The organism is Janthinobacterium sp. SUN100, assembly GCF_030397705.1.
GTDB classification, from domain to species: domain Bacteria; phylum Pseudomonadota; class Gammaproteobacteria; order Burkholderiales; family Burkholderiaceae_D; genus Janthinobacterium; species Janthinobacterium kumbetense.
The window spans coordinates 212,013-228,139 of sequence record NZ_JAPUBU010000005.1; the positions used below are offsets into that span (position 1 = coordinate 212,013).

A 16,127-nucleotide genomic window follows, 5' to 3' on the forward strand; every position below is an offset into this window, starting at 1 on the left:
GTACCAATTAAATGTGCTTCGATCTAATGTTGAAATGAAAATCGATGATTTGGAATGTCTGTTACTCAGCACATATGAGTTATTAGACTCAATCGATCCCTCTGATTTCAGTTTATGTTTGGCCGTAATATGTCACGTGGCAGATCGAAGATTTAGCGATGTAATGATTCAGCAATTGCTACACGATAATGTTTCAAAATCAAGAATATTTCTTTACGATAATTTGCTGCATACGAGAGATGAAAATTACAATCCTGAGTTTTCAATGCAGGATCATATATTAAAAGCCTTTTACACTAGCCGTACTACAGAAACTACTTTGACGAAACCACAGAAAGAGGTTTTTGATAATTTTCAAGAATGTAGGCGTTTAATTGTAAGTGCGCCAACTTCATTCGGGAAGACACGAATAATTCGTGAGATCATCCGTCACAACAACTATCGCAATATAGCGCTTATACTACCTACGGTATCGCTTTTGTCTGAGCAATACCGTGATATAAAGGATTCCATTAGCGGGTACGTGGTATCAAAGACCTCAAAAATTAAGATTGAGCCTGATAGGAATTATATTCTTGTTTTGACTCCAGAACGAATGAGTGCATTCCTCAGTGAGAATCCTGAATTTCATTTTGATTTTTTTGTGATGGATGAAATTTATAAAACTGACTTTAAGCTTAATGACGATAGGTTTAGAGTGTTTTCTGATGTATTGCTACGTTTGGCGCAACGAGGTTCCGATTTTTATTTAATTGGCCCATATATTACCGATTTTAGTCAACGTTTTCGTGCGCTGTTCAACGCAAAGATGCTCAAATTCGAGGTTGAGATCGTTCAGAAGGACTTCTATTTTCTTGATAATGTTGGATTAAAAGGTTCGCACAAAATTGAAGGCCGCTTCATAAAAATTGTCGGAGATAAGTTTGTGAATTTGACCAGACTAACTTCGAATGATTATATTGATGGAAAATTTTTGATATATCGTTATCAAAAACGGTATGTTGAAGAGTCTGCAGGAAAGTTTTCCTCCGCAAGATCTGAAGTTAGATGGGATTCAAATCTGATAAGATATCTTGAAAAAACTGTTTCGCCTGAATGGAAGCTGGTTTCATGCATAAAAAAGGGGGTAGCATTTCATCATGGCGCGATGCCTCGACATATCCAGGACCTGATTGTCGACGAATTCAATAACTCATCGGGCGGAGGCATCGATTTCTTATTTTGCACAACATCATTGACAGAGGGAATTAACACCTCGGCAAAGAATGTGGTCTTATATGATGAAAAGATTGGTACTGGAGACCCGATCGGTGTTCTGGACCGGCGTAATATTGAGGGGCGTGCGGGGCGGTTTATGCGCCACTTTGTTGGTCGTGTCTTTCATCTGGAGGCGTATATTGAAAATAATGACGATCGAGTAGTGGAAATTGAATCTCTGGATAGCGAGAATCCGTCAATCGAAGCTATTATCCAATTCGACGATGAACTCTTGTCAGAAGCCGGGCATCATAAAAAGAATCAACTAAAATCAACAATGGAAAGCGTTGGCCTTCCGTTTGAGATGTTCAAAGAGAATAAATATGTTAGCGTTGGTGGTCAAGCATCGTTGTTAAAGTACTTGATCACTAGTAAGTCTTGGGAACAATTTAGTTTTATGGGTGGCATGCCGAATGCTGAAGTGGCCAAGCTCATACTTTCCTGTATATACGACCATTTGTTCACCGAGAGCGATCGTGGACGGAATTTTAAAGATGAGGTTGGAAAGTCAATTTTATTGCAGTTGACAAGTTATTATCTTTTTTATAAACCGTCATTTACGGAATTACTTTCTAGTGCGACGATTATAAAGTTTAGGCCAAAAATTGACTCTAGAATACGATATATTTTTGATTTAACGTCTAGATATTTTGAATTTATATGGCCTCGATACATTATGGCATTCCAAAATATTTACAATTATGCAGCCAAGATAAATGATGCAAGCCCAATCTCTCTGGAGTTGATGATTGCACAACTGGAATACGGTACGACAAAAAATCATGAAATAATACTGAAGGATTGTGGTATTCCATCGGAGTCCATTCGCAAAATATCGAACATTTTTTCTAATTGCGAAACCTTAGATGATGTTCAGCGTGTTAAAAAGCTAAGAATGAGAAATATTGCTAGTTTGCTTGATCCAATAGAAGTTCGGATTTTTAATCGATATATTTAAAATTTTTCAAGCTGAGTTATTCTAATATTATGAAACTAAAATTTATTCCACTGGATTATGGTGTTTACAGGGGGCGAGTTCCAGGTGGTAAAAATATAGTTTTCCTAAACCCAAACAACTGGGATGATTTCGGATTCAAAACACAATTTGCGGTTACGTGGTGTGATTTCAATGCTTCTGAGCACTACTTGGGAGAGATAAAAATTGCTTTTGAGAACCAGTCTAGTGGTTGGACAGCTCATTCATTTCCGAAAGAATTTGAAAGTTTGCCACCCAATTTTTACTCACTTGGACTGGACGTAGAGTATTATGAGAAGCTTTCTAAATTGCCACCTGAGATATGTAGAAATATTACCGGTTCTTTACATGATGTCGTTGCTGATCCGGATTTTTTGAACCGCATAAAAGATGATAAAGCGTTTCAGACATCGCTAACCCGTGGCGTCAGCTTTACTTCTATATCTGAGCAATTTCGACGAACACTTGGTGGGGGTGCGCCGCAGACTCCTTATAACTTTATTTATAAAGTGCAAGCCGATGCTGAGACAGCGGGGTTGGAACTAAGGTTTGATGTCTCGCCTGATTCTAAACCATCAACAAATATTCATGTGTTGATTGGTAGAAACGGAATTGGCAAAACTACTTTATTAAATGGAATGATATCTGCGATTGTTAAGGGTCATAAGTTAGAGCGTGGGGCCGGGAATTTTTGGAATGTGTCGCAGATTCCTTTTAGCCTAATCGAAGATAAATATTTTTCATCGTTGGTTTCGGTGTCATTCAGCGCCTTTGATCCATTCACACCGCCACTTGACTCGGAAGATCACAGCAATGATCTAAAATATTTTTATGTAGGCCTAAAAAAAGTTGTTCGTGAAAATAATGTCTTGAAAAGCGAACACAAAGATATAGAAAAATTTAGCGTAGAATTTGCTTCGAGTTTGTCAAGCTGTTTTAGCCAACCCCAAAAAAAGCATCGTTGGATTAGGGCAATTCGATTTCTTGAGTCCGACGAGAATTTTGCGGAAATGGATTTGACCCGTTTTGCAGAAGAAGATGGGACCGTTAGGTTGAACGAACTTAAATTTAAACTATTTAAGAAAATGAGTTCCGGTCATGCCGTAGTACTACTGACGATGACTAAACTGGTTGAAAAAGTTGATGAAAAAACATTGGTATTGATGGACGAACCGGAAAGTCATTTACACCCGCCCTTGCTCTCAGCATTCACAAGAGCACTTTCTGATCTACTCACCAATCGTAACGCCGTTTGCATTATTGCCACTCATTCGCCTGTAGTACTGCAAGAGGTACCTCGGCGTTGTGTTTGGAAGCTTAGACGTACCAAACTGAACGCAAACGCGGATCGACCTGAAAGCGAAACGTTTGGCGAGAACGTTGGGGTATTAACTCGTGAGGTATTTCAACTGGAAGTGCAAAAGTCTGGATTTCATGATCTGCTGAATCGAGACGTAAATGAGGGGAAGTCGTTTGATGAAATTTTAAATGACTACGACGGCCAGATAGGGCTAGAAGGCAAGGCTGTGCTTCGTTCTCTAATTGCTACGCGTGGATATTGAGCTATGCGTGAGATGAAAATTCCGGTGGGTATGCCTGCTGAAGTATTAGATGCTTGTATAGGCAGTATTGGTAATGAAGATTTGCGCAATCGTATGCTCGAAGTAAGACAAAATTTTATAGACGCTTCCGTTAGTTATCGAAAATCTGCTGAGATTGCACAGTTATATACTTTTCTTGTAAACCACCAAAAAGATGAAGAAATTCTGGTTGGTAATGTAACAAAAGGCGAAGTCAAAAATCTTTATACTTACAACTTGGTAAAAAAGATCGGAGCCCGGAGTTATTATGATTCTATACTTGCGGCGGCACCTAGGGGGATATGTCCATTGTGTGGGGTGGGTATGGCGGCGACCCTTGATCATTATATGCCCAAGGCGAAGTTCCCATTATTCTCAGTATTACCTTTAAATTTGGTCCCTGCTTGCCGTGATTGCAATACGGGGAAACTCGCGGAATTTGGTGAGGATAAAGAATCTCAGTCTCTACATCCTTATTTTGATATTTCCCCCTTTGTTACTGAACAATGGATATTTGCTGAGGTTTTAATTTCCTCACCTGCAACGATTAGATTTTTTGTTTCAGCTCCAGATACGTGGCTTCGTGAAAATAAGGAAAGAGCTAAAGCACATTTCGATGCCTTTAAGCTTGCGGCAAGATTTTCAATCATGGCAGCGAATGAGTTGTCGAGTCTAACGGGAATGTTGGCCGACTATGTTAGCCATAGCGGACCCGGTGCGGTTCGTGAATTTTTAACGGCGTGTGCAACGACAGAATTGGCCTTGCACAAGAATTCGTGGCGTGCAGCATTTTTCCAAGCGCTAGCGGCGAACGATTGGTTCTGTGAAAAAGGATATCTTTAAAAAATCGGAGCGCTTGCTTAACCGGTTCTAAGTGCTGCCTTTTTACGTTGTTCACCGGCACTCATTCCCATCGAAGGCAGCGAAGGTGGAATTTTGTTTTCTAGCTAAAAACGCGGTTATAGCTCTCTTTGAGTTTCCTTCGTGAGTTAATTGTTGTGTGTCTTTGTGACATTGCGGGATCTTACCGACGTGTTCGCTGGTGCGAGGTCCACCGACAGTGATTGCGAATTGCGTAGGGATACGCTTGCTCCCTAAAATTCGATCTGATCGGCCCCTGTTTTTTGAATTATCTTAAATGGATCAAGCTCAATATCGGCTTTCCTATCTTGGGGCATGAATGGGGGCATACAGTATTCTTAGAGCGCAAAAATTCTCTCATTTGGGAGTAACTCCTTAAGTAATGTGAATCCCCCTCTCGTTCAGACGCAAAAAAACCCGCCAAAGCGGGTTTTTTTCACTCTACAACCAAACCAAAACCTCAGAACTGGTTCATCGTATTGTCTTTACCTGCCGCCTTCAGCGCCGCTTCGCCGCTGAAGTAATCCTTGTGATCGTCGCCGATGTCCGAGCCGGACATGTTTTGATGTTTCACGCAGGCGATGCCCTGGCGGATTTCCTTGCGCTGCACGCCGGCCACGTAGCCCAGCATGCCCTGGTCGCCGAAGTATTCCTTGGCCAGGTTGTCCGTCGACAAGGCTGCCGTGTGGTAGGTCGGCAGGGTGATCAGGTGGTGGAAGATGCCGGCTTCGCGGGCCGAGTCGGCCTGGAAGGTGCGGATCTTCTCGTCGGCGGCGATCGCCAGTTCCGTCTGGTCGTATTCCACGCTCATCAGCTGGGCACGGTCGTAGGCGGACACGTCCTTGCCTGCCGCTTTCATGCCGTCGAAGATTTGCTGGCGGAAGTTCAGGGTCCAGTTGAACGATGGGCTGTTGTTGTACACCAGCTTGGCGTTCGGGATGACCTTGCGGATTTCGCTGACCATGCCACCGATTTGCGCGATATGCGGTTTTTCCGTTTCGATCCACAGCAGGTCGGCGCCGTTTTGCAAGGAGGTGATGCAGTCGAGCACGCAACGCTCTTCGCCGGAACCGGCGCGGAACTGGAACAGGTTGCTCGGCAGGCGTTTCGGACGCAGCAGCTTGCCTTCGCGCTTGATGATGACGTCGCCATTGCCCAGCGCGTCGGCCGACACTTCTTCGCAGTCGAGGAAGGAGTTGTATTGGTCGCCCAGGTCGCCTGGTTCATTGGTGACGGCGATCTGCTTGGTCAGGCCGGCGCCCAGCGAGTCCGTGCGGGCGACGATGATGCCGTCGTCCACGCCCAGTTCCAGGAAGGCGTAACGGATGGCGCGGATCTTGGCCAGGAAGTCTTCGTGCGGTACCGTGACTTTACCGTCCTGGTGGCCGCATTGTTTCTCGTCGGATACCTGATTTTCGATCTGGATGCAGCAGGCGCCCGCTTCGATGAACTGTTTCGCCAGCAAATAGGTCGCTTCGGCATTGCCGAAACCGGCGTCGATGTCGGCGATGATGGGCACGACGTGGGTCACGTGGCCGTCGATCTTCGCCTGGATGGCTTGCTTGGCATCGCCCTGGGCCGCGTCCAGCTGGCGGAACAGGCCGCCCAGTTCGCGGGCATCGGCCTGGCGCAGGAAGGTGTACAGTTCCTTGATCAGGGCCGAGACGGCGGTTTTTTCATGCATCGACTGGTCCGGCAGCGGGCCGAACTCGGAGCGCAGGGCGGCGACCATCCAGCCGGACAGGTAGAGGTAGCGGCGGTCGGTGCTGTTGAAGTGCTTCTTGATCGAGATCATCTTCTGTTGACCGATGAAACCATGCCAGCAACCGAGCGACTGGGTGTACTTGGATGGGTCCGCATCGTAGGCGGCCATGTCGTTGCGCATGATCTTCGCCGTGTACTTGGCGATGTCCAGGCCGGTCTTGAACTTGTTCTGGGCACGCATGCGGGCGGCGGACTCGGGATTGATGGCGTTCCAGGCGCTACCTTGTTGGTCTTTCAAACCAGCAACAGCCTTGATGTCGTCTTGATATTGGGACATGTGAATCTCCTAAAAAGAAAAGCTATGTTTGAGAAAATCGCCGAGTGCGCCACAACGTCTTGTCGAAGCAAACTGCATGACTAAATAGTAGGCCGATTCGCGCCGATCTTCAAGTCTTATATAAGACATATAACTTAAATTTAATCGTTGTTTTTCAACGACTTAATTATAATTTTTCAGGATGTGAAATGAATTTTCAAAAAGTGAGAGCATTAATGGATGAGTCTGTCGTTTGAAATCCCGCGATGTGAAACGCCTTTTCAGATTTTGGTGCAGCGCGACAAATCGGGGCGAAAGGAGCCACCCGAAGGTGGCGTAGCGGTACATTTGTTTTAATATCATGCTCCGCTTGTGAAAGGTAACGTCAGCGATGCAGATTAACGGTATGGATTTACCCGTCGAGTATATTGCTTTTGCGGCAAGGTATCGGGATGCGGCAGGATTCTGCAATTTGCGGCTGAAGGAGGAGCTCGATTCTTTCGGTCGCATCCTGCAGACGGAATTGGCGCACATCTATATGGATGCCGCCGAATTGACTGCCCGGACAGCGCAGCTGGGGGCGTACTTCGTTGGCGATGGCTGCTATGGGGAGCCTGGAAGCGGCAGTGCTGGCCCGGGAGCCATGCCGGACATCGTTGATTTTACAGAAATCATTTGTTTCGGCATGGCCGGTGACGGCAGTCCATTCTGTCTCGATTTCAGGGGCGTCCGGGGCGCACCATCCGTCATCTTGTGGGACGATGATTACTGGCGGAAGATTTCAAACTCCTTTGAAGACTTTCTATTGCTATTTTCCTGATCGCTTGCCGGGGCAACTGCTGCAGCGCACGAGGCAAGCCCGTGCGCTGCCCGAGTCTAGCGTCCCACCGTCTGCCGCTGATCCTTGATGAACAGGGCCGTCAGCATGCCCACCACGCACACGCCGATCACGTAATAGGCGGGGCCCAGCACGTTGTTCTTCAGCATCAGGGTCACGACCACGGGCGTCAGGCCGCCGAAAATCGCGTACGACAAGTTGTAGGAAAACGACAGTCCCGAGAAGCGTACCTGGGCCGGAAACGCTTGCACCAGCACGTAGGGCACGGCGCCGACGACGCCGACGAACAGGCCCGTCATGGCGTACAGGGGCAGCAGCAGGTCGGGGCGGGTGCCGACGGTGGTGTAGAAGAGGTACGTGGAAATGGCCAGCAGCACGGAACCGACGAAGATCACGCGCTTGCCGCCCAGGCGGTCGGCCAGCATGCCGGCGATGATGCAGCCGAAGGCCAGGCACAGGGTCGCCACGGTATTGGCCACCAGGGTGGTGCGCGGCGCGATGTGGTGGATCTTTTGCAGCAGGGCAGGCGTCATCAGGATGACGACGACGATGCCGGCCGACAACATCCACGTCAGCAGCATCGATACGACGACGGCGCCGCGGTGGCTGCGCAGCACGGATTTCAAGGGCATTTCCGTCGCCAGCGCCTTGCGCTGCTGCATTTCCGCAAACACGGGGGTTTCATGCAGCCAACGGCGCAGATACATGGCGCCGAAGCCGAAGATACCTCCCAGCAAGAACGGATAGCGCCAGGCGCCATCGGTGATTTCTGCCGGCGTGTAGACGGTGTTCAAGCCCGTCGCCACCAGCGAACCCAACAAAATACCGACAGTCAGGCCCGCCGTCAGCACGCCGCAGGCAAAGCCCGTGAAACGGCTGGGCACGTGTTCGGACACAAACACCCAGGCGCCCGGCACTTCGCCGCCCACGGCCGCGCCCTGGAAGATGCGCATCAACAGCAGCAGCAGCGGGGCGGCCAGGCCGATGGTGGCATACGTGGGCAGCAGGCCGATCAGCAGTGTCGGCACGGCCATCATCAGGATGGAGAGGGTGAACATGCGCTTGCGGCCGAGCAAGTCGCCGAAGTGGGCCATGACGATGCCGCCCAGCGGACGCACGACGTAGCCGGCGGCGAAGATGCCGAAGGTTTGCAGCAGGCGCAGCCATTCCGGCATTTCCGGCGGGAAGAACAATTGGCCGATGGCGTTGGCAAAGAAGACGAAGATGATGAAGTCGTAGAACTCCAGCGCGCCGCCCAGGGCGGCCAGCGACAGGGTCTTGTAGTCTTGCTGGGTGAGGGGACGGCTTGCGGCGTTGCTTGCGGCGGTGTCGGAGGTAGGCATGTGTCTCGTTCTTGTGTGTTATGGGAGATTGCCAGACCTAGCATACGCAATTCCGCCGCGTGAGTAAATGCGGGGGGAGGGGGAGCCGCCTCAGCTGTGCTTAATACAACGCCGCTATCATCGGCGTTGACTTCATTGCAAAGGACACAGTATGCACATCATGATTGTGGGCGCCAGCCGGGGCCTGGGACGCGCGCTGGTGGACGGTTTGCTCGCTGACGGGCATGCCGTCATCGGTGTATCGCGCCAGCAACCTGCCGACTTGCCCGCCGGCCAGGGCACGCAGCTGCAATGGATCGCGGCGGACCTGGCCGCACCTGCCGAGGCCGTCGAACGCATCGCGCGTGCAGCGCCTGCCGCGCTGGACGCGGTGATCTACAATCTGGGCGTGTGGGAAGAAAAGGCATTCAGCGATGACTACGCTTTTCTCGGCGATGCGGACGACGCCATCGTCGACATGGTCAATACGAATATCACGGCGACGATCTTGCTGCTCAAGCGCCTGGTGCCACGCTTGCTGGCCAGCAACAAGCCGCAGCTGATACTCACGGGGTCGACGTCCGGCCTGCGCCAGAGCGGCCGCCCGGAAGTGACGTTCAGCGCGTCGAAATTCGCTCTGAACGGCATCGCCGACGCCTTGCGCGAAGGTTTCCGCGAACAGGGACTGGCCGTGACGGCGCTGCAACTCGGCTACCTGAATACCTACGATGGCTTATCCGTGCCGCTGGCGGACGCTAGCGCGCGCGGCGAAGGCGAGCTGATACCCGTGCATGACGTCGTTGCCGTCGTGCGCATGCTGCTGAAGCTGTCGAACGCCTCGTTCGTGCGCGAACTGGTGATGCCCGCGCTGCGCGACGAGCGTTTCTAGCTTATTTCCAGTCTTTACGCGTTTTCGCCGTAGACCTCGGACCAGCCGAGACGCTCTTCCAGCCATTCGTCCACTTCCGAGCTATCCATGTGCATCAGGGCGGCGCCCAGCCGCAGCTTGCCCTTGGCCAGGGCCAGCACGGCGAACACGGATTCCAGCATGACGGGGTCGAGCTGGCCCTGCAAGTCGCGCGCGGCGATGGCGGGCAGTTGCGCCCAGGCATCGCGGTAGCTGTCGGCCAGCCAGTCCGGCAGAGGCGGATTGTGCAGGCGGTGGCGCTCGATTTCAATCAGGGCGATGAGCGCATAGAAATCTTCCTCGCGCGCTTGCGCGCCGCCCAGCATGGCGACGAGCTGGGGCACGGCCGCATACGAGGCGACGCCCACGTCGCCCTGGTGGTGCAGCTCTTCCCACAGCTCATGCCATACGTCTTCGCCCGACTGCATGGCCTTGAGCGCCTCGGCCACGTCGTAAGGCATGCGGTAGCCGCCTTCCAGGGTGGGCCAGAGGGGATCGTCGAGTGATAACAGCATGGTTTTCCTTGATGGGACAGCTCGGCTGAGCAAACGCGCACTATACAAGCACCCGGCGCACGCAGAGCGCGTAGCCGTCGAACTCGCGCAAAGTCAGATAGGCGACGCCCGTGTCAAAGTCCTTGCACCAGGCTTCGTCTTCGATGTCGCCCGGCTCGCTCGACCAGTGCCAGTTTGGCCGGAACGCCTCTTTCAATGTCGCATACAGCAAGGTCTGCTCGCGCCGATCCGGCAAGCTGTGGCCGAGGCTGGCGGCCCAGTCCGACGTGGCTTGCCACGAGTCGTACTCCTGCTCGAACTTGTCCGGCTGCAATACCAGATGGTAGTCGGGCGCGCCATCCTTGCCGAGAATCAGGCCGGCATAGCGTTCGCCCTGCCGCAAGGGGACGGGTGCGGTCGCCGATGGCGCCAATTCGACCCGGCGCACGGCGCAGGCGCGGCCGCTGTAGGTCTTGCGAAAGTTGTATTGGGTGCCGTTATCGAAATCGTGGCTCCAGGCCAGGCGGGGCAGGATGGCGTCCGCTTCCGACGACCAGTACCAGGCATCCGGGAAGGCGTCGCGCAAGTTGGCGTGCAGCAAGGCCAGTTCGCTGCGCGTCGGCAGGCAGGCGCCGCGCGCCGCGGCCCAGTCGAGCGCGGCTTGCCAGGGCAGGGCGCCGCCTTCGCCGGGCAGCAGGAACAGCTGGTAGCCGGGGGCGCCAGCGTGGCCTGGCATGATGCCTGCGTAGCGTTCGCTGGCAATGACGCCCAGCACGCCAGGGCAATGCTCGAACCAGCCATCGTCTTCTTCCTCGGCAATAAAGGCCGCGATCAGCGCCTGAGGCGCGGGCGGCGCGCCGGCCAGCAGGGAGTTGAAGCAATTGATGGCCGAGGCGTGGGGCGTACCGGCGCCATTGGCGATACCGACGAGAAACTCGCCAGCCCAGTCGGGCAAGGTGGCGATCAGGCGCGGCAGTTCATGCAGCAGTGCCATGCAATACGCCGTCTCGCCGTAGCGCCAGGCGGCGCGGTTGGCTATCTGATAGGCGCCGTAATCGTGTTCGGCTTGCACGGATTGAAAGATGGCCAGTGCGTATTGCGCACCTTCCTTGCCCGTCAGCGCATCGAGCATGGCGCAATAGCGCTGGAAGCGCTGCTGGGCTTCATCGGGCGGCGTGGCGGTGTCGTCATCCTGGATGATGTTGCCCAAAATTAAAAGTTCGGCTTTCCAGTGTTCGAATGAGGATGGCATGGCATGAATGAAATGATCGCGATGAGCTGCCATTATGACCTGTGCCGCCCGTGATTTTATTGATGGTGGCAGATTTCTTTTCGATCAAAATGCATCGTCCTTGTTTTCGTGTTTATTAATTCGGCTTCCTGTGGTGACTCATCGTTACAAATGAATTTTATTAGATGGTTGTGGTGCGATATTTTTCTCTGCTTGAAATGGATAATACGAAGGCGGCGCTGGAATTAATATATTTTTATGCCGTTCAATTCAGCGGTTGCCTATCATATTTTTTAGTTATCGTGAATAATTCGGGTCGAGTGAAATGTCATTAACCTGATCGGAATATCACGTGAATAGTAGAATTTTATTTTGTGCGCTGGCTTTTGCTGCCTTGTCGGCCTGTGGCGGCGGCAGTAATGACGCGGCGGACAATGGCGGCGTCGTGGCGCCACCCGTAACTCCCCCCGTCACCGTGGTCAATACGCAGCCAGTCGCGCAAGCCGGGCCGGCCCAAAGCGTGGTGGTCGGCAGCGTCGTGACCTTGGATGCGAGTACCAGCTCCGACGCCAATGGCGATGCCTTGACCTACAAATGGGTGATCAGCTCCAAACCTGCATCCAGCGCCGCTGTCCTGGATTCCTTATCTGCCGTGAAACCGACTTTTACCGCTGATGTGGAGGGCGTGTACGTGGCCACGCTGATGGTCAATGATGGCAAGATCAGCAGCGAGCTGTCGTCGGTGACGGTTGCCGCGTCGGTAGCCAATGCCCCGCCTGTCGCTAACGCGGGGCAGTCAATGACCATTGTTGCGGGTATGGGTATCATGTTGGATGGTAGCGCAAGCAGCGATGCGAATGGCGATATCCTCACCTATAAATGGAGCCTGGTATCGAAGCCTGCCGGCAGTACTGTACGGATCGTGGATGCAAACTCCGTGCGTCCGTATGTCGGCGTGGATTTGCCGGGTGCCTATGAACTGAGCCTGGTTGTCAACGATGGCAAGGTCGATAGTGCGCCGGCTTTCGTGACGACGACGGCGGTTGTCGGCAATGCCCGGCCATTGGCCAATGCGGGCGTGGCGCAGAACGTGCTCAAGGGGAACACCGTTATTCTTGATGGCAGCGCAAGTTCCGATGCGAATGGCGATGCCCTGACGTATTACTGGACCCTGACTTACCGTCCTGCGGGGAGTACTGCCACGTTGTCGTCCGCAACGCTGGTGAAACCCTCGTTTATCGCCGACAAGGCTGGCACGTATGTCGCCACGTTGCGTGTGTGGGACGCAACGACATCGAGCGATTCAATGAGCGTCACGATTACGGCGACGTCCACGAATGCCGCCCCGGTGGCGAATGCCGGGGTGGATCAGCGTGTGCAGGCAGGTGCGTATGGTGTGACCCTCGATGGCAGGGGCAGTTCGGATGCGGACGGCGACAATCTCAGCTATAAATGGACGTTCATCTCCGTGCCGCCAAATAGCATGCTGCAACCGTTTCCCGGCGAATGGTACCGCAGCCAGGCAGTCAGCAGATTTTGGGCGAATGTGCCGGGAACCTATGTCGTCAGCCTTGTCGTCAATGACGGTACGGTCGACAGTGCACCATCAACCGCCACCATTATTGCCACTGCAAGCTCGACCAATGCGGAGCCGATGGCCAATGCGGGCATAGATCAGGTTGTCGCACCAGGAACGACCGTGCGTTTGACGGGACTTGGCAGTACGGATGCGGACCGCGATGTGTTGACATACCGCTGGCAGTTGAAGAGCAAGCCTGCTGGCAGTGCGGCCGTGCTGTCGTCGCTGACTGACGCGCAGCCGACATTTGTCGCAGATATGGCCGGTGATTATGTCGCGACATTAATCGTCAACGATGGCTCGGTGAATAGTGGCGAAGATAATGTCACGGTAACGGCGACGCCGAATCTGCTCAATTTATACCAGGTGCAGGACAATGGGGCCGGTCCGGTCGAGACGAAGGCCGGCTTGCCTTACCTCGCCAATGCGACGGTACAGAAGTCGTGCTCGGGATCGTGCGCGGTCAACTTTACGGTCGATACCTTCAAGGTGGCCGCCGCCGGGACGAGCTTCATGATTACCAATGTGACGGCCGTCGACAGTACCGGCAAGGTCGTTCCAGCCATCGTCGGTCTGGTGTCGGGCCAGGTCATTCCTGCCGGCAGCAGCGCCACCTTCTCGCTGGTGTCGCCCAAGACGAATGGCGCAACGGCTAAACTGAGCTACAAGTTCTTTGTGGCGGAAACGGGCCAGTCTTTCGTTTATAACGCCGACTTCACGTCAAACTAAGTGATGTAACTAAGTGATGTAATATGGCGAACGCCGGGCTTCGGTTCCGCGTTCGCCAGCCCACCTTGCCTCAGACCCCATGCCCACCTGGACTTCCCCGCCACAACTCGTCGCCCTGGCCGGCTTTTATGCGCAGGCGCAAGCCCATCCGGATGCTATCGGCGACGCGGCCTTCCTCGGCGCCGTCAAAGCCGCCCACTGGCCCACCAACTGCTGGAGTTACGTGGAAGCATCGTTCGCCATCATCGCGCCCGCCTGCCTGCTGCGTCCGCATCTGACCGCCGAGCTGATCGCCTTGCCCATAGCCGCCATGATCGCGGGCGGCCTGGACGATGCGGGACAAGTCATCGAGCTCGGCCTGGCCTGCGTCACGCGCGACGCGCCGTATGTGGCGGTGAGCGCAGAGGGCAAGCGCTGGCTGACGCAGGTGTGGCCGACTCTGGAAGAGTTGGTCGAGACCGTGTTTCAGGCCAGGCTGCAGGAGGCGCTGGCGGACGATGAGGACTAGGCAAGCCTGCCCTTGACCTGGAAAGCCCGTTTACGTTAGGGTATACGTAACTACTTACATATATCCCACCCAACATGTCTTCCAACTTGCAAACCTACGGCTCCCTGATGCTGGCCAGCCGCCTGCGCCGTCTTTCCGATCAACTGTATGCCGGTGTCGATACCAGCTATCTGGCCGCCGGCGTCGAGTTGACGTCGCGTTGTTTCCCCCTGTTATTGCTGCTGCGCGACAATGGCCCGACGGCGATCACGGCCCTGGCCGCGCAGATCGGGCAGACGCATCCGGTGGTGGTGCAGCTGGGGCGCAAGCTGCTCGATGCCGGCGTGGTGGTGGAGATGCCGGACGCCAAGGATGAGCGGCGCCGGCTGCTGGCGCTGTCCGACGCCGGTCAAGCGTTGCTGCGCAACATGGCGCCCCTGTGGGACGATGTACGCGCGGCCGTCGATAGCGTCTTCGAGCAGGGGACGCCGCAGCTGATGGCCACCCTGGACCGGGCCGAAGCGCGCCTGCAGGCGCAAGGTTTCGGCGAAACCATCGCCGCCTGCCGGCGCCAGCGCGAGCGGGCCGCCGTGGAAATCATCGATTACCAGCCGCAATACGCGGCAGACTTCAAGCGGCTGAACATCGCCTGGCTGGAGCGGTATTTCTATGTCGAGGCGCTGGACGACAAGGTGCTGTCCGATCCGCAACGCTCGATCCTGGACGACGGCGGACAGATCTTCCTCGCGCGCCTCGATGGCTGCATCGTCGGCACCTGCGCCCTGATCCGCGCCGGCGACGCCAGCATCGAGCTGTCGAAGATGGCTGTCACCCCCGAGTGCCAGGGCTTGGGCATCGCGCGCCGCCTGATCGAACGGGCCTTCGACGCCTTCGAGGCCAGCGGCGCGCAATTGCTGTTCCTGGAATCGAACAGCAAGCTGGCGCCCGCCATCCGCCTGTATGAAAGCAGCGGTTTTACGCACGTGGCGCGGCCCGCCGGCGAGGCCCATTACCAGCGCGCCGACGTCTACATGGAGTGGCAGGGCCGTTAACGCACGCCATGGCGCCACGCGGCGCTCCCCATCGGCCGTCTCCCGCGTTACAATACGCGCATCCATAACGGAACTTAGGTTCCACTATTCCGAGACGCCGACGCCGCATGCCTTCCTTCCCGATGCCCTTCCCGCAGTTGATCGTTCCACCCGAGCCCACCCAGGCGCGCAGCAAGCTGGCCTTCGAGCGCTTGCTGCTGGTGGGTGAACAGTTGCTGGCGGAAAACCGTTTCGATGAAATCGGCGTGGCCGACCTGGCAAAACTGGCGGAAACCTCGGTGGGCACGTTTTACCGCTTATTGGGCGACAAGGACACCTTGAGCCGCTTGCTGCTGCAGCGCTTTTTTTCCGACATGGTGGAAAAGGTCGAAACCCTGACGGAGCTGCGTCAGTGGGAAGGGCGCAGCCTGGAAGACTTCATCCGCGCCATGGTGGCCATGTTCGTGGCCGTCAACATGGGCCGGCGCGGCGTGCTGCGCGCCCTGATCACGCGCTGCTCGCAGGATGCGCAGTTCCGCGACAAGGTGCACCAGATCAACCATCTGATCTCGCAGCGCACGGTCGCCGTGCTGGCCAGCAAGTCGGCCAGCATCCGCCATCCGAATCCCACGCAGGCGATGATGGTGGTGCCGCCCGTGCTGCTGGGCATCCTGAACCAGCACGTGTTGTCGGGTTCGCTGTCCTTCCTGTCGGCGGCCGCGCTGGAAGACGAGCTGGTACGTGTTGCTTTAAATTACCTGACTTGAGATATTTACCGATTTAACTTGAAATCGGAATTCGGATTCCGTATTATG

At 54.2% G+C, this 16,127-nt stretch carries 13 protein-coding genes; 9 read left to right on the forward strand and 4 right to left on the reverse strand.

What is annotated here, in order from left to right; genetic code table 11:
- Window positions 1–34 precede the first annotated feature (34 nt).
- From O0881_RS23850 to O0881_RS23860, 3 genes are read left to right on the forward strand one after another with little or no spacing between them, the layout of a single operon-like run.
- Window positions 35–2,215, forward strand: coding sequence for a DEAD/DEAH box helicase (locus O0881_RS23850; RefSeq protein WP_289913334.1), 2,181 nt, complete (start codon window positions 35–37; stop codon window positions 2,213–2,215).
- 29 nt (window positions 2,216–2,244) lie between these two features.
- On the forward strand, window positions 2,245–3,795 hold the full coding sequence (locus tag O0881_RS23855; protein WP_289913335.1) for an AAA family ATPase: 1,551 nt from the start codon (window positions 2,245–2,247) through the stop codon (window positions 3,793–3,795).
- Window positions 3,796–3,798: 3 nt separating this feature from the next.
- On the forward strand, window positions 3,799–4,656 hold the full coding sequence (locus O0881_RS23860) for a hypothetical protein (RefSeq protein WP_289913336.1): 858 nt from the start codon (window positions 3,799–3,801) through the stop codon (window positions 4,654–4,656).
- 478 nt (window positions 4,657–5,134) lie between these two features.
- On the opposite strand, the gene O0881_RS23865 is transcribed toward O0881_RS23860, so the two are convergent.
- Entirely contained in the window at window positions 5,135–6,715 is a 1,581-nt protein-coding gene (locus tag O0881_RS23865) for an isocitrate lyase (protein WP_034784508.1), read from the reverse strand.
- 385 nt (window positions 6,716–7,100) lie between these two features.
- Here O0881_RS23865 and O0881_RS23870 point away from each other — a divergent pair, with 385 nt between their 5' ends.
- Window positions 7,101–7,514 carry an SMI1/KNR4 family protein gene (locus O0881_RS23870; protein ID WP_289913337.1) on the forward strand — a complete coding sequence of 138 codons (414 nt, stop codon included), beginning with the start codon at window positions 7,101–7,103 and terminating at the stop codon, window positions 7,512–7,514.
- Between the two features lie 56 nt (window positions 7,515–7,570).
- On the opposite strand, the gene O0881_RS23875 is transcribed toward O0881_RS23870, so the two are convergent.
- Entirely contained in the window at window positions 7,571–8,875 is a 1,305-nt protein-coding gene (locus tag O0881_RS23875; RefSeq protein WP_099665267.1) for an MFS transporter, read from the reverse strand.
- Window positions 8,876–9,026: 151 nt separating this feature from the next.
- On the opposite strand from O0881_RS23875, the gene O0881_RS23880 reads away from it, so the two are divergent.
- Window positions 9,027–9,743: an SDR family NAD(P)-dependent oxidoreductase gene (locus O0881_RS23880; protein ID WP_289913339.1), complete on the forward strand. Its 717-nt coding sequence runs from the start codon at window positions 9,027–9,029 to the stop codon at window positions 9,741–9,743.
- Between the two features lie 14 nt (window positions 9,744–9,757).
- Here the strand turns inward: O0881_RS23880 and O0881_RS23885 are convergent, their stop codons facing one another.
- Both O0881_RS23885 and O0881_RS23890 read right to left on the reverse strand, forming a co-directional pair.
- A complete protein-coding gene (locus O0881_RS23885; RefSeq protein WP_289913340.1) occupies window positions 9,758–10,276 on the reverse strand; it encodes a hypothetical protein in 519 nt (172 codons plus the stop codon).
- Between the two features lie 40 nt (window positions 10,277–10,316).
- Window positions 10,317–11,507, reverse strand: coding sequence for a hypothetical protein (locus tag O0881_RS23890; RefSeq protein ID WP_289913341.1), 1,191 nt, complete (start codon window positions 11,505–11,507; stop codon window positions 10,317–10,319).
- A gap of 331 nt (window positions 11,508–11,838) precedes the next feature.
- Here O0881_RS23890 and O0881_RS23895 point away from each other — a divergent pair, with 331 nt between their 5' ends.
- The 4 genes from O0881_RS23895 to O0881_RS23910 all read left to right on the forward strand — a co-directional run bounded on the left by O0881_RS23895 (window position 11,839) and on the right by O0881_RS23910 (window position 16,079).
- Window positions 11,839–13,794 (forward strand): PKD domain-containing protein, encoded by a 1,956-nt coding sequence (locus tag O0881_RS23895; protein WP_289913342.1) that lies wholly within the window; start codon window positions 11,839–11,841, stop codon window positions 13,792–13,794.
- Between the two features lie 79 nt (window positions 13,795–13,873).
- Window positions 13,874–14,302 (forward strand): hypothetical protein, encoded by a 429-nt coding sequence (locus tag O0881_RS23900; RefSeq protein WP_289913343.1) that lies wholly within the window; start codon window positions 13,874–13,876, stop codon window positions 14,300–14,302.
- 74 nt (window positions 14,303–14,376) lie between these two features.
- The gene (locus O0881_RS23905) at window positions 14,377–15,333 is read left to right on the forward strand and encodes a bifunctional helix-turn-helix transcriptional regulator/GNAT family N-acetyltransferase (protein WP_289913344.1); all 957 of its coding nucleotides are present in this window, start codon (window positions 14,377–14,379) and stop codon (window positions 15,331–15,333) included.
- A 107-nt stretch (window positions 15,334–15,440) separates the two neighbouring features.
- On the forward strand, window positions 15,441–16,079 hold the full coding sequence (locus O0881_RS23910) for a TetR/AcrR family transcriptional regulator (RefSeq protein WP_218965280.1): 639 nt from the start codon (window positions 15,441–15,443) through the stop codon (window positions 16,077–16,079).
- Window positions 16,080–16,127 lie beyond the last annotated feature (48 nt).

What these genes read in the sequence shown, in the direction of transcription:
- O0881_RS23855 (WP_289913335.1), top strand. Translation starts at nt 2,245, where the DNA reads ATGAAACTAAAATTTATTCCACTGGATTATGGTGTTTACAGGGGGCGA.
- O0881_RS23900 (WP_289913343.1), top strand. Translation starts at nt 13,874, where the DNA reads ATGCCCACCTGGACTTCCCCGCCACAACTCGTCGCCCTGGCCGGCTTT.
- O0881_RS23870 (WP_289913337.1), top strand. Translation starts at nt 7,101, where the DNA reads ATGGATTTACCCGTCGAGTATATTGCTTTTGCGGCAAGGTATCGGGAT.
- O0881_RS23905 (WP_289913344.1), top strand. Translation starts at nt 14,377, where the DNA reads ATGTCTTCCAACTTGCAAACCTACGGCTCCCTGATGCTGGCCAGCCGC.
- O0881_RS23860 (WP_289913336.1), top strand. Translation starts at nt 3,799, where the DNA reads ATGCGTGAGATGAAAATTCCGGTGGGTATGCCTGCTGAAGTATTAGAT.
- O0881_RS23865 (WP_034784508.1), bottom strand. Translation starts at nt 6,715, where the DNA reads ATGTCCCAATATCAAGACGACATCAAGGCTGTTGCTGGTTTGAAAGAC.
- O0881_RS23880 (WP_289913339.1), top strand. Translation starts at nt 9,027, where the DNA reads ATGCACATCATGATTGTGGGCGCCAGCCGGGGCCTGGGACGCGCGCTG.
- O0881_RS23910 (WP_218965280.1), top strand. Translation starts at nt 15,441, where the DNA reads ATGCCTTCCTTCCCGATGCCCTTCCCGCAGTTGATCGTTCCACCCGAG.
- O0881_RS23850 (WP_289913334.1), top strand. Translation starts at nt 35, where the DNA reads ATGAAAATCGATGATTTGGAATGTCTGTTACTCAGCACATATGAGTTA.
- O0881_RS23875 (WP_099665267.1), bottom strand. Translation starts at nt 8,875, where the DNA reads ATGCCTACCTCCGACACCGCCGCAAGCAACGCCGCAAGCCGTCCCCTC.
- O0881_RS23890 (WP_289913341.1), bottom strand. Translation starts at nt 11,507, where the DNA reads ATGCCATCCTCATTCGAACACTGGAAAGCCGAACTTTTAATTTTGGGC.
- O0881_RS23885 (WP_289913340.1), bottom strand. Translation starts at nt 10,276, where the DNA reads ATGCTGTTATCACTCGACGATCCCCTCTGGCCCACCCTGGAAGGCGGC.